Genomic DNA, 12643 nt, shown 5'->3' with positions numbered 1-12643 from the left:
GCGCGGCCGACGCGCGGGACGAGCCGCTCGTGGTGCTGCTCGGGCATCCCGACTACTACCCGCGCTTCGGATTCGGGCCCGCCGTCGACCTGGGCCCAGGGACGGTACGAGATCGCCTACCGGGTGCTGCCCCGGCAGGCCGACGACCAGCGGGTGCAGATGGTGCGCCGGCTCGCCGCCGAGGACACCGGCATGGACGTGCTCGGCCTGGACGTGACCTGGACCCAGGAGTTCGCCAGCGCCAAGTGGATCCGGGAGTGGACCGGCCAGGACAAGGCCGAGGCCGAGCAGGGCACCCTCGCCGGGCCGCTGGAGACCGCCCGCTACAAGGACAAGCTGTACGCGGCCCCGAAGAACACGAACGTCCAGCTGCTCTGGTATCGCAAGGACCTGGTGCCGCAGCCGCCGACCACCTGGGACCAGATGATCAGCGCGGCCCAGCAGCTCAAGGACCAGGGCAAGCCGTACCAGGTGCTCACCATGGGCGCCCAGTACGAGGGCCTGGTCGTCCTCTACAACACCCTGGCCGAGAGCGCCGGCGGGAAGATCCTCACCGACGACGGCTCGAAGGCGGCGATGGACGAGGGCGCGGTCCGGGCGTTGGACCAGCTCAAGCGCTTCGCCACGTCGGGCGTGACCTCGCCGTCGTTCAGCAACGCCACCGAGGACCCGGTCCGGCTGGAGTTCCAGTCCGGCGCCGGCGCGTTCCAGGTGAACTGGCCGTTCGTCTACCCGGCGCTTCAGGAGGCGAACCCGGACCTGGCCAAGCAGGTCGGCTGGGCGCGGATCCCCGGCATCGACGAGGGTACCCCCAGCAAGGTCACCATCGGTGGCGTCAACCTGGCGGTCAGCTCCTACTCCAAGCATCCTGAGCTGTCCTTCGAGGCGGCCCGGTGCATCCGCAGCGCCGAACACCAGAAGTTCTCCGCCATCAACGACGGCGTGCCGCCCACCATCGAGGCCGTCTACGACGACCCGGAGATGACCGAGGCGTACCCGATGAAGGACACCATCCTGGAGGAGCTGAAGGACCCGGCGACGCGTCCCCTCACCCCCGCCTACCAGAGCATCTCCACAGTGATGTCGGCGATCCTGTCGCCGCCGTCGGGGATCCGCCCGCAGCAGACCGCCGACGAGCTGCGCAAGGCCATCGCCGACGCCCTCCAGTCGAAGGGGGTGCTGCCGTGAGCGCGGACACCGTCGAGAAGACCACGACACCCACAGTGCCCGCCCAACGCGGCAGCCGTCGCAAGGCGCCGCTGAGCGCGAACAAGAAGGCCGAACGACGGCTCGGCTGGCTGCTCTGCGCGCCCGCCGCGCTGGTCATGGTCCTGGTGACCGCGTACCCGATCATCTACTCGGTCTGGCTGTCGTTGCAGCGCTTCGACCTGCGCTTCCCCGACCAACGGGAGTTCATCGGGCTGGAGAACTACGTCACGGTGCTCACCAACGAGTTCTGGTGGACCGCGTTCGGGGTGACGACGCTGATCACGGTGGTCACCGTGGTCGTGGAACTGGTGCTCGGCATGGGCCTGGCGATCATCATGCACCGCACCCTGGTCGGGCGCGGCCTGGTCCGGACCTCGGCGCTCATCCCGTACGGGATCGTCACAGTGGTCGCCGCGTTCTCCTGGCGGTACGCCTGGACGCCCGGCACCGGCTACCTCGCCGACCTGTTCAGCGACGGCGCCCCGCTGACCGAGCGGGCCAGCTCGCTGGCGATCATCATGCTCGCCGAGATCTGGAAGACCACGCCGTTCATGGCGCTGCTGCTGATGGCCGGGCTGGCGTTGGTGCCGGAGGACCTGCTCAAGGCCGCCTCGACCGACGGTGCGACAGCCTGGCAGAAGTTCACGAAGGTGATGCTGCCGGTGATGAAGCCGGCGATCCTGGTCGCCCTGCTCTTCCGCACCCTGGACGCGTTCCGGGTCTTCGACAACATCTACGTGCTCACCGCCGGAGGCAACGAGACGTCGTCGGTGTCGATGCTCGCCTACAACAACCTGCTCCGGGGCCTCAACCTCGGCATCGGCTCGACGATGTCGGTCCTGATCTTCATCACCGTGGCGATCATCGCGTTCGTCTTCGTGAAGCTGTTCGGCACCGCTGCCCCCGGCAGCGACGACGGGGAGAGGCGCTGACATGTCTGTCGAAACCACTGGCAGGGCGAAGCTGCGCTGGGGTCTGCTCGACGTCCTCGTGGTCGTCTTCGCGCTCGTCCCGGTGCTGTGGATCGCGTCGCTGTCGTTCAAGACGCCGGCCACCCTCACCGACGGGAACTTCATCCCACGAGAGTGGACGCTCGACAACTACCGGACGATCTTCGACACCGACCAGTTCGTCCGGGCCCTCGTCAACTCCATCGGCATCGCCCTGATCGCCACGCTGATCGCTGTGGTGCTCGGTGCGATGGCCGCGTACGCGATCAGTCGGCTGGACTTCCCCGGCAAGAAACTGCTGGTCGGCATCTCCCTGCTGATCGCGATGTTCCCGCAGGTGTCACTGGTGTCGCCGTTGTTCGAGATCGAGCGACAGCTGGGGATCTTCGACACCTGGCCCGGGCTGATCCTGCCGTACATCACCTTCGCGCTGCCGCTGGCGATCTACACCCTGTCGGCGTTCTTCAAACAGATCCCGTGGGACCTGGAGAAGGCAGCGAAGATGGACGGCGCCACCCAGGGGCAGGCGTTCCGGCGGGTGATCGCGCCACTGGCCGCGCCCGGGCTGTTCACCACGGCGATCCTGGTCTTCATCTTCTGCTGGAACGACTTCCTGTTCGCCATCTCGCTGACCTCCACCGAGCGGTCCCGCACGGTGCCGGCAGCGTTGTCGTTCTTCACCGGCGCGTCGCAGTTCGAGGACCCCACCGGGGCGATCTGCGCCGCCGCCGTGGTGATCACCGTGCCGATCATCCTGTTCGTCCTCTTCTTCCAGCGTCGCATCGTGTCCGGTCTGACCTCCGGCGCAGTCAAGGGATAGGTGAGTAGTCATGGCTGACATCGTGCTGGACAAGGTGAGCAAGAGCTTCCCGGACGGGACCGTCGCCGTGCAGGACGTCGACCTGGAGATCGCCGACGGTGAGTTCGTGATCCTGGTCGGCCCCTCGGGCTGCGGAAAGTCCACCACCCTCAACATGATCGCCGGGTTGGAGGACATCAGCTCCGGCGAGCTGCGCATCGCCGGGCAGCGGGTCAACGACAAGGCTCCCCGGGACCGGGACATCGCCATGGTGTTCCAGTCGTACGCCCTGTACCCGAACATGACAGTGCGGGAGAACATGGCGTTCCCGCTGCGGCTGGCGAAGCTGGACAAGGAGACCATCAACTCCAAGGTCGACGAGGCGGCCAAGGTGCTGGAGTTGACAGCACTGCTGGACCGCAAGCCGGCCAACCTGTCCGGTGGTCAACGCCAGCGGGTCGCGATGGGCCGGGCGATCGTCCGTCAGCCCAAGGCGTTCCTCATGGACGAGCCGCTGTCCAACCTCGACGCCAAGCTGCGGGTGCAGATGCGCACAGTGGTGTCCCGGTTGCAGAAGCAGCTCGGCACCACCACCGTCTACGTCACCCACGACCAGACCGAGGCGATGACCCTCGGCGACCGCGTGGTGATCATGCGGGGAGGTGCGGTGCAGCAGGTCGGGCCACCACAGGAGCTGTACGACCACCCCCGCAACCTCTTCGTTGCCGGCTTCATCGGCTCTCCGTCGATGAACTTCCTGCACGCCGCCGTTCAGGACGGCAGCCTGCACACCGCCCTGGGGGACGTGCCGCTCGGCGACCGGGTCCGCCGGGAGTTGGAGGCCGCCGACGCGCCCCGCGAGCTGATCCTCGGCATCCGCCCCGAGCACTTCGAGGACGCCGAACTGGTCGACGACGACACCCGCCGTCGGGGCATGGAGTTCGAGGCGCCTGTCGACATCGTCGAGTCGATGGGCTCGGACAAGTACGTCTACTTCACCGTCGAGGGGGAGAAGGCCAGCGCCGCCGAGTTGGAGGAACTGGCCGCCGACGCCGGTGCCGCCGACTTCGCCGGTGCTGGTGGCAACCTGGTGACCCGGCTGTCCGCGGAGTCCGCTGTCGCCGAGGGGCAGTCGCGGCGGGTCTGGTTCAACCTGGAGAAGATTCACCTGTTCGACCCGTCCACCGGACGGAACCTGACCCTGCGCGAGGGTCGGGCTGCCGGGGCGCTCGGCGACTGACGGCGTCCAGACCGACGGGCCGGCGGGTTCGCCCGCCGGCCCTCGCCCTGTCCTGCGCCGCAGGCCCGGTCGTGGCAAGGTGGTCGGAGGTCGCGTCGTAAGGCGGGGGAGCGGGATGAACCGACGACTGGCCGCGCTGGCGAACGCGCACGGCGTGTCCACCTGGTACGAGGACTGGCGGCACCGCCGCGTCGATGTCGCACCGGAGACCGTTGTGGGTGTGCTCGGCCTGCTCGGCGTGGACGCCACCAGCCCGACGGCCATCGCGGACGCGCTCGCCGCAGCCCGCGCGGTCGACCGGGACGCGCTGCCGCCGACGGTGGTGCTCACCCACGGCACGACCCGGGCGTTGCCCGGCGCAGGCGTCGTGACCCTTGAGGACGGCAGTCGACGCGCTGTCGACGGCGAGCTGCCGGCGGACCTGCCACTGGGCTGGCACCGGTTGGCCTGCGCCGACCGGGAGGCGACGCTCGTGGTGGTGCCCCGCCGGTTGCCGGTGCCCCCGCTCACCTGGGGCTGGATGCTCCAGCTCTACGCGCTCACCTCGGAACGCTCCTGGGGCATGGGTGACCTCGGTGACCTCGCCGACGTCACCACCTGGGCCGGTGAGACCGGTGCGGGGCTGGTGCTGCTCAACCCGCTGCACGCCGTCGGGCCGGCGCACCCGGTCGCCGCATCGCCCTACTCGCCGGCCAGTCGACGCTTCGTCAACCCGCTCTACCTGCGGGTCAGCGACACCGCTGCGTACCGGGCGGCCGACCCGGCGACCCGTGCGGTGGTGGACGCCCTGCGCCCCGACCGCGGCGAGCTGATCGACTACGACCAGGTGTGGGACGCCAAGCGGCACGCGCTGGAGTTGCTGCACCCGTACGCCCAGCCGGTCGACCTCGGCGCGGACCCGGCGCTGGCCAGCTTCGCCACCTGGTGCGCGCTCGCCGAGCGGCACGGCAACGACTGGCGTGCCTGGCCGGAGGACCTGCACCACCCGGATTCCCCGGCGGTCGCCGAGCAGCGCCGGCAGCTCGCCGACCGGGTCGACTTCCACGCCTGGTTGCAGCACCTGTGCGACGAGCAGCTCGACGCCGTCACGGCGGCGGCCCGGGCGGCCGGGATGCCGGTTGGCGTGGTGCACGACCTGGCCGTCGGCATCGACCCCGGCGGTGCGGACGGTTGGCAGCTCGCCGACGTCCTGGCCCAGGGCGTGCGGGTCGGCGCGCCACCGGACGACTTCAACCAGCTCGGCCAGGACTGGGGGCTCGCCGCGTGGCGGCCGGATCGGCTCGCCGCCACCGGGTACGCCGCCTATCGGGACATGCTGCGCCGCACCCTGCGGCACGCGGGTGGCCTGCGGGTCGACCACGTCGCCGGTCTGTGGCGGCTGTGGTGGGTGCCGCCGGGCGCCGGGGCGGCGGAGGGCACCTACGTGCGCTACGACGCCGACGCGATGCTCGGCATCCTCGCGTTGGAGGCGCACCGGGCCGGCGCGGTGGTGGTCGGTGAGGACCTCGGCACCGTCCAACCGGCGGTGACCCGAGGGCTGCGCGGGCGCAACATGCTCGGATCGACGGTGCTGTGGTTCGCCCGCGACGACGACGGCGCGTTCGTCCCGCCGGCCCGTTGGCCGCGCAACGCGCTGGCCACGATCTCGACGCACGACCTGCCCACCGCGCCGGGCTTCCTGACCGGTGAACACGTGCGGGTGCGCGACGAGTTGAAGCTGCTCGACACCGACGTGGCGGTGGAACGGGCTCGGGCCGCCACGGACCGGAAGCGCCTGCTGGACATGCTGCGCGCGGAGAATCTGCTGCCCGACCCGGCTGCGACATCCGACGACGACGTGGTGGTGGCGATGCACGCCGCGCTCGCGGCCAGCCCCACCCGGTTGCTCGGCGTCTCCCTCTACGACGTGCTGGGCGAGGTGCGCCAGCCCAACATGCCGGGCACCGTGGACGAGTACCCGAACTGGCGGCTGCCGCTGCCGGCGACCGTCGCGGAGATCCGCACGGACCCCCGGGTGGCCCGGATCGTCGACCTGCTCACCACCGCCCGCCCGCAACGGGCCGACCAGGACTGACGTCGCTCAGGTCACGCCAGCCAGTCGAAGCGCGCAGGCAGCCCGAGGAAGTCCGCGTACCGCCCCAGCGCCTCCTCCACCCGGGCCCGCGCGGCGGCGTCGAGCGTCGTGAGGGGCTGGACGGTCACGGTTACCGCGGTGCGGCCGATCTTGCGCTTCCACACACCGACGACCCGACCCGCACGGACCACCGTGGCCTGGAAGATGCCGTTGTTGCCCGGCACGACGGCCTGCTGGTGGGCACTGTCGAGCATCAGCCGGCGGTCCCGGTAGCCGAGCAGGTACTCGTCGAAGCCGGGCAGCACCAGCAGGTCGTCCCGCGGAACACGCGGCAGGTCGGCCAGTGCCGCTTCGACGTACATCGGCTCGCCGTCGACCCGTACGGTGGTCAGTGCGCTCTCGGCGGCGGCCAGGCCGCGCCGCGCGTCGGTCAGCGTGAGGCCGCTCCAGCCGGCGAACTCGCGGGCGGTGACCGGTCCGTGGCCACGGACGTACCGGTGGGCTAGCACTGCCAGTGCCTCGTCCCGTTGCAGCTGGCGCGACTCGGGCGCCCACTCGTCGAGCAGGGCGAAGGTCTGTTCGGTGCCGACGTTCGGGGCCACGCAGGTCACCCCGCGCACGCTGGCGGACCACAGCAGGTGGTAACCGCGCTGCCCGTCGGTGCCGATGCCGGCCTCGCGCAGGGTGGCGAGGCACTGGGCGCGGGTGAGTCGGCCGCCGCCGGCCAGCGCCTCGCCGAGCACGTCCATCGCGCGGCCCTCGTCGGCCTCGGTGAGACCGAGTTGCGCCCGCCGGGTCGCCGAGCCGGAGAGCGAGCGTACGCCGGTCAGCTCCAGCATCCAGCGGGCGTCGGCGGGCGGGACGAGGTGCACGGTGCCCCGCATCGGCCAGGTGCGCAGCGCCTCGCGCCGCTCCAACGCCGCCTGCACGTCGGCGACGCTCTGCCCGGGCAGCCGGGCACCCAGCGACCACAGGCCGCTCGCCAGGTCCTGCGCCTGCATCGCGCCGAACCACTGCACCACGTCGGCGACGGTGCCGGGTCGGATGCTCGGGTGCGGGCGTAGCAGCAGGCTCGTCATCCGTAGACCGAGCGCTTCGGATGCCGTGAGTTCCCCGCTCATCGAACTCCTCTCCCGGGCCGTCGCGCCAGGGTAGGACAACCGTCCGACAGCGGCGTCCCCGTGGCGGCACTCCGTCAGCAGCACGCCCCGGCGGGGTGGCATAACGGCCGAACCGGTGGGAAGGCGGTCACCCGACAGTGCGCGCGCCGCGCGTACGGAGGGGAGCCTCATGACTGCCGCAAGCGAGCCGGCCCGGGGCGCCGGCGTAACGGCCGGGTCCCGGAGCCATCGGGGGGACGCCCACGCGAAGACGAGCGCCGCGGCGACCTTCGCCCTGGTGTTCGGGGTGGCCGGTCTGTTCAGCGTGTTGACGGCGATCCTCGCCTGGCTGGGGCTGGTGCTCGGCATCATCGGGATCATCCTCGGCATCGTCGGCCTCAAGATGGCGCGCCGACCCGGGGTCACCGGTCGTGGCGTGTCGATCGGAGGCCTGGTGCTCAGCATCCTGGCCGTGCTGATCGGGCTGGGTCTGGCCGCGGGGATCACCACGTTCGTCAACAACGAGAACGCGGTGGACCGCCTTCAGACCCAGGTCGACAAGCTGCGCGACAAGCTCGACTGACATCGACCCGGTGAGGTGGGGGCCAGGGCGTGCCGCTGGCCCCCACCCGGTGCCCTACTTCGACTCGACCCTTCCGACCGCGTCGGCTCCCGAGGTCAGCGCGTCACACGTGGCCTGCCACACGGGGTCCCCGGGGTAGAGCGTGCTGCGCAGGTACGCCCCGGCGAGCGCGGCGACCGCTGCTACCCGCCGTGGGTTCTCGTCGGTGGTCTCGGCCGCGTCGTATCCGGAGATCCCGCCGAGACAGTGCTCTGCGTCGAAGAGGGTCAGCAACGCCTTGGGGCCGGGCGACAGGACGTACGGATCGGCGTGCCACTGCGCGCCCCGCACTGTCAGGTGTTCGGAGGTGTCCTTGTCGCCGGCCACGACGAGTGCGGGTGTCGTCATCGTGGAGAAGTCCGTGGTTTCGAAGAATCCGTAGCTCCTTGCCACGTCGCTGAGCGCGTCGCCGCCTCCACCCGGCGCGGCGAGGAGCACCCCGGCGCTGATCCGGGGCTCGGCCAGGTCGACGGGCGTCCCGTCCCGGGGGTCGGTGAGCCGAGCGCCCAGCAACAGGGCGGCGGTGTGCCCGCCCATCGAGTGCCCGACCACGGCGACCCTGCCCCGATCCAGGCGCCCGCGCAGGTGTGGCGCGGCCGCCTCGATCGTGTCCAACTGGTCGAGGATGCGCGTCATGTCCCGAGCGCGCGATCGCCAGTAGAGCGGGGCCTCGGGGTCACCGGGATCGAGGCTCAAGGTCTTCGAGTCCAGGTGGGTGGGCTGGATCACCACGAAGCCGTGTGCCGCCCAGTGGTTGGCGAGGGGCCCGTAGCCGTTGAGCGAGGAGAGGTTGTTCGAGAGTCCGTGGCCGTGCGAGAGCAGGATGATGGGCAGTGCGGTGCCGGTCATCGGCGCGGAGACGCGTACCCGCAGGTCCACGGGGCGGTCGGGGGTCGGCAGCACGATCGGGCTGACGGAGAGGACCGGGGTGCCGACGGTGTCGGCGGCGAGAGTCGGTGCGTTCATGGGTTGCCTTCCCGGGTTGCTGATGTGGTGTCGGGGCGGCTGGCGCCGGGCACTGAGCCGCAGGCTTCCGCTACAGTCGAATCGGATCGCTGTTCCACTAATATACGGAACGCTGATCCGTTTTCCAATCGCCTGGGTGAAGGAGAGCCGGTGTCGGCGACGAGTCAGTCCCCGGAGGTGCCGGCCCGTGGCAAACGGGCCGACGCGCTGCGCAACCAGCAGACGCTCCTCGCCGCCGCCGCCGCGGTGTTCGTCACCTCCGGTGTCGAAGCGCCGATCCGGGAGATCGCGGCCCGGGCCGGAGTCGGCATCGGGACGATCTACCGGCACTTCCCGACCCGGGCCGACCTCGTCGTCGCCGTCTACCGCCATCAGGTCGAGGCCTGCGCCGAGGCTGGCCCGACCCTGCTGGCGAACGCCGCCTCACCCCTGGCCGCACTCCGCCAGTGGGTCGACCTCTTCACCGACTTCCTGGTGACGAAGCACGGGCTGGCCAACGCGCTGCAATCGGACACCGGCGGCTTCGACGCGCTGCACACCTACTTCGTCGACCGGCTCGTGCCGGTCTGTGCGCAACTGCTCGACGCCTCTGTCGATTCGGGCGAGATCATCCCCGGCACGGGCCCCTACGAGCTGATGCGCGGCATCGGCAACCTCTGCATCGGCCGGAACAACGACCCGGCGTACGACCCCCGCCGGCTCGTCGACCTGCTCCTACGCGGTCTCCAGCAACCACGGTGATCCGACAACGACGCTCACAGTAGGGTTGATCACGTGCTCCGCCAGGTCACCGCGATCCGCTACGTCACCCCGCTACGCGAGGGCGGCTCGCTGCCGGGCGTCGTGGAGGCCGACGACCTCGGCACGTACGTGGCGAAGTTCCGGGGCGCCGGGCAGGGGCCCAAAGCGCTCGTCGCCGAGGTGATCTGCGCTGAGCTGGCCCGCCGTCTGGAGCTTCGCGTACCGCCGCTGGTGGTGCTCGACATCGACCCGGTGATCGGGCGGGCCGAACCCGACCAGGAGGTGCAGGAACTGCTGCGCAACAGCGGCGGCGCGAACCTGGGGATGGACTTCCTTCCCGGGGCGCTGGGCTTCGACCCGGTGGCGCACCCCGTCGACCCGGAGCTGGCGTCGCGAGTGCTCTGGTTCGACGCGTACGTGGAGAACGTCGACCGGAGCTGGCGCAACCCCAACCTGCTGGTGTGGCATCGGGAGCTGTGGCTCATCGACCACGGCGCCTCGCTCTACTTCCACCACAACTGGCCGCGCGCCGAAGCCGCCGTGCACCGTGCCTACCGTGGCGCCGAGGACCACGTGCTCGCCCCGTACGCCGACGGGCTCGCCGAAGCCGACGCCGACCTGGCCCCGCGGGTCACCCCGGACCTGCTCACCGAGGTACTGGCCCTGGTGCCCGACGAGTGGCTGACGGCTGCCGACTTCGAGACGGCCGACGAGGCGCGGGCCGCCTACCGCAACCACCTGTCCGCCCGGGTCGCCAACACGGCCGACTGGCTGCCGCAGGGAGGTGCGGCATGAGGCAACCCTTCGAGTACGCGCTGATCCGGCTGGTGCCCCGCATCGAGCGCGGTGAGCAGATTAACGTCGGGGTGCTGCTCTACTGCCAGCAGCGCGACTTCCTGGGGGCACGTACGCACCTGGACGCCGACCGGGTGCGCGCACTGGCCCCCGACGTCGACCTGCCCGCGGTGGCCGCCGCGCTCGGCTCCTGGGACCGGACCTGCTCCGGTGACGGGCCGGCGACCCGAATGCGACTCGGCGAGCGGTTCCACTGGCTGGTGGCACCGCGCAGCACGATGATTCAGGCGGGGCCGGTGCACACCGGGCTCACCGCCGACCCGGCGGCCGAGCTGGAGCGGCTGATGGCGACCCTGGTCCACTGACTGCCGTTCGCGGCACCGAGCACATCCGACGACCCCTGATCGCGCTACGCCAGCGCCGTTGCCGGCGGAGCGCGATCCCCCGTTCAGGTGCTCGGTGCGGGGCGGCGGCTCGTTGCCGCCGGCACCGATGACATCAGGATCGCTGCCCGCGTGCGGCGCGGGGCCGTAACCACCCGGAAGTTGCGGAAAACTTGAGCCCGGCGGATCGATCGGTGAGAACCCTCGCGCGCTGTCGTTAGAGAGCGCGCGCATCGGGTAGTCGCGGGAGCTGACCCGAGACGAGTTAGGGGAAACATCTGATGGCTGCCCAGACCAAGGTAGCGGTGATCTACTACAGCGCTACCGGCATCACGTACCAGATGGCGCAGGCCGTGTGCGAGGCCGCCGGGGATGCTGGAGCCGAAGTGCGGCTGCGTAAGGTTCGCGAGCTGGCGCCGGACGAGGCGATCCGCTCCAACTCCGGCTGGCAGGCCCACCACCTGGAAACCCAGGACGTACCCGAGGCAATGATCGACGACCTGGCCTGGGCCGACGTGGTGATCCTCGGCGCGCCGACCCGGTACGGCATGATCGCCGCCCAGCTGAAGCAGTTCATCGACACCACCGGCCCGCTCTGGGCCCAGGGCGCGCTGGCCAACAAGGTCTACTCCGCCTTCACCTCGACGGCGACCTCGCACGGCGGGCAGGAGACCACGTTGACCTCGCTGTTCAACGTCTTCTACCACTGGGGCGGTGTCGTGGTGACCCCCGGCTACACCGACACCAGCCAGTTCATCGCCGGCAACCCCTACGGCCCCTCGCACACGAGCAACAACGGCGAGATCGCCCCGGACGCCGTGGCGCTGGGCGCCTGCGCGCTCACGGCCCGGCGGGCGGTGCAGCTCGGGGCCGCGTTGAAGGCGGGCCTGGGCAGCTGACGGCGGAAGCGACCGGTGGCGCGGGCGGGGGCTCTCGGCCCGTCCGTGCCACCGGTCGATCCAGCCCTACCCCGAGGCGGGACGACTATGCGCGTCCGCCCGTCGCGGACAGCTCGTCCGGGCGCGGCGCCGGCAGCAGATCACTCAACAACTCGGTCAGCACAGCGAGCCCGTCCGGGCTGAGCACCGACTCGGGGTGGAACTGCACCCCGGCGAAGCCGCGCCCCCGCAGGGCGTGCACAGCACCGTCACCCGGGTCCCGGGCCAGCTCCACCGGCCCGTACGCGGTGTCCAGCCGGTCGGCTTCCGCACGCGCGGTGAACGTCGAGTAGAACCCGACCCGCCGGGTCCCGCCGAACAGCGGCACCTCCCGCTGCAACCCCTGATAAGGCGCGTCCCTGCGGTGCAGCGGCAGCCCCAACAACCCGGACAGCACCTGGTGCCCGAGGCAGACCGCGAGGGTGGGACGACCGGTCGCCAGCAACCCGTTCAGCAGTTCGCGTACCGCCATCATCTTCGGCTCGTCGGGACTGCCCGGGTCACCCGGCCCGGGGCCGGCCACCACCAGGTCGTACCCGTCGACGGAGCCGCTGGCGTGCCACGGCCGTGTGGTCACCTCCAGACCCAACGCGCCCAGCTGGTGGGCCAGCATCCCGGTGAAGGTGTCCTCGTTGTCCACGATCAACGCGCGCCGACCCACCAACCCGGGAAGCTTGGGTGCGTCCGGTGACCGCTGGTCCAGCCAGAACCGTGCCAGCGGCGCGTTGCGCCTGGCCAGCGCGTCGCGTACCTCCGGGTCGTCGGGACCGTTGGCGACCAGGAACTCCGCCGTCTTGTCGACGGAGGCGCGGGACAGGCAGTAGAC

13 protein-coding genes are annotated in these 12643 nt (G+C 70.8%); 10 read left to right on the top strand and 3 right to left on the bottom strand.

Annotated features, from left to right (window positions below):
* The 5 genes from ACWCO3_RS22145 to malQ form a co-directional block, all read left to right on the top strand.
* Window positions 1-1188: ABC transporter substrate-binding protein (locus ACWCO3_RS22145; protein ID WP_450011775.1), on the top strand; the 1188-nt coding region annotated here is incomplete at its 5' end.
* Window positions 1185-2141, top strand: a complete 957-nt coding sequence (locus ACWCO3_RS22140) for a carbohydrate ABC transporter permease (protein ID WP_450011773.1) — start codon at window positions 1185-1187, stop codon at window positions 2139-2141. The genes ACWCO3_RS22145 and ACWCO3_RS22140, both read left to right, overlap by 4 nt.
* 1 nt (window position 2142) lies before the next feature.
* Window positions 2143-2979 carry a carbohydrate ABC transporter permease gene (locus tag ACWCO3_RS22135; protein WP_088988673.1) on the top strand — a complete coding sequence of 279 codons (837 nt, stop codon included), beginning with the start codon at window positions 2143-2145 and terminating at the stop codon, window positions 2977-2979.
* A gap of 10 nt (window positions 2980-2989) precedes the next feature.
* Window positions 2990-4198 carry an ABC transporter ATP-binding protein gene (locus ACWCO3_RS22130; protein WP_358054096.1) on the top strand — a complete coding sequence of 403 codons (1209 nt, stop codon included), beginning with the start codon at window positions 2990-2992 and terminating at the stop codon, window positions 4196-4198.
* A gap of 115 nt (window positions 4199-4313) precedes the next feature.
* Window positions 4314-6272 carry a 4-alpha-glucanotransferase gene (malQ, locus tag ACWCO3_RS22125; RefSeq protein ID WP_450011770.1) on the top strand — a complete coding sequence of 653 codons (1959 nt, stop codon included), beginning with the start codon at window positions 4314-4316 and terminating at the stop codon, window positions 6270-6272.
* 11 nt (window positions 6273-6283) lie between these two features.
* Here the strand turns inward: malQ and ACWCO3_RS22120 are convergent, their stop codons facing one another.
* Entirely contained in the window at window positions 6284-7393 is a 1110-nt protein-coding gene (locus ACWCO3_RS22120; RefSeq protein ID WP_450011768.1) for a winged helix DNA-binding domain-containing protein, read from the bottom strand.
* Window positions 7394-7562: 169 nt separating this feature from the next.
* Between ACWCO3_RS22120 and ACWCO3_RS22115 the strand changes: the two genes are divergently transcribed.
* Window positions 7563-7955, top strand: a complete 393-nt coding sequence (locus tag ACWCO3_RS22115; protein WP_088988677.1) for a hypothetical protein — start codon at window positions 7563-7565, stop codon at window positions 7953-7955.
* 54 nt (window positions 7956-8009) lie between these two features.
* Here the strand turns inward: ACWCO3_RS22115 and ACWCO3_RS22110 are convergent, their stop codons facing one another.
* Window positions 8010-8960, bottom strand: a complete 951-nt coding sequence (locus ACWCO3_RS22110; protein ID WP_450011766.1) for an alpha/beta hydrolase family protein — start codon at window positions 8958-8960, stop codon at window positions 8010-8012.
* A gap of 150 nt (window positions 8961-9110) precedes the next feature.
* Between ACWCO3_RS22110 and ACWCO3_RS22105 the strand changes: the two genes are divergently transcribed.
* The 4 genes from ACWCO3_RS22105 to wrbA all read left to right on the top strand — a co-directional run bounded on the left by ACWCO3_RS22105 (window position 9111) and on the right by wrbA (window position 11778).
* A complete protein-coding gene (locus tag ACWCO3_RS22105; RefSeq protein WP_355022424.1) occupies window positions 9111-9701 on the top strand; it encodes a TetR/AcrR family transcriptional regulator in 591 nt (196 codons plus the stop codon).
* 33 nt (window positions 9702-9734) lie between these two features.
* Window positions 9735-10496, top strand: a complete 762-nt coding sequence (locus ACWCO3_RS22100; protein ID WP_450011764.1) for a HipA family kinase — start codon at window positions 9735-9737, stop codon at window positions 10494-10496.
* Window positions 10493-10861, top strand: a complete 369-nt coding sequence (locus ACWCO3_RS22095) for a DUF3037 domain-containing protein (RefSeq protein WP_145779986.1) — start codon at window positions 10493-10495, stop codon at window positions 10859-10861. Before ACWCO3_RS22100 ends, ACWCO3_RS22095 begins: the two co-directional genes overlap by 4 nt.
* Window positions 10862-11160: 299 nt before the next feature.
* Window positions 11161-11778 (top strand): NAD(P)H:quinone oxidoreductase, encoded by a 618-nt coding sequence (gene wrbA / locus ACWCO3_RS22090; protein ID WP_145779987.1) that lies wholly within the window; start codon window positions 11161-11163, stop codon window positions 11776-11778.
* Window positions 11779-11863: 85 nt separating this feature from the next.
* On the opposite strand, the gene ACWCO3_RS22085 is transcribed toward wrbA, so the two are convergent.
* Window positions 11864-12643 (bottom strand): glutamine amidotransferase-related protein (locus tag ACWCO3_RS22085; protein ID WP_450011761.1); only part of this gene is annotated, 780 nt, incomplete at its 5' end.

It is taken from the genome of Micromonospora sp. NPDC002411 (genome assembly GCF_053592955.1).
This window is presented reverse-complemented; position numbering and strand designations above follow the sequence as displayed.

Coding starts and splice junctions, on each gene's coding strand:
- ACWCO3_RS22135 (WP_088988673.1), top strand. CDS start 2,143: ATGTCTGTCGAAACCACTGGCAGGGCGAAGCTGCGCTGGGGTCTGCTC.
- malQ (WP_450011770.1), top strand. CDS start 4,314: ATGAACCGACGACTGGCCGCGCTGGCGAACGCGCACGGCGTGTCCACC.
- ACWCO3_RS22110 (WP_450011766.1), bottom strand. CDS start 8,960: ATGAACGCACCGACTCTCGCCGCCGACACCGTCGGCACCCCGGTCCTC.
- ACWCO3_RS22120 (WP_450011768.1), bottom strand. CDS start 7,393: ATGAGCGGGGAACTCACGGCATCCGAAGCGCTCGGTCTACGGATGACG.
- ACWCO3_RS22130 (WP_358054096.1), top strand. CDS start 2,990: ATGGCTGACATCGTGCTGGACAAGGTGAGCAAGAGCTTCCCGGACGGG.
- wrbA (WP_145779987.1), top strand. CDS start 11,161: ATGGCTGCCCAGACCAAGGTAGCGGTGATCTACTACAGCGCTACCGGC.
- ACWCO3_RS22095 (WP_145779986.1), top strand. CDS start 10,493: ATGAGGCAACCCTTCGAGTACGCGCTGATCCGGCTGGTGCCCCGCATC.
- ACWCO3_RS22115 (WP_088988677.1), top strand. CDS start 7,563: ATGACTGCCGCAAGCGAGCCGGCCCGGGGCGCCGGCGTAACGGCCGGG.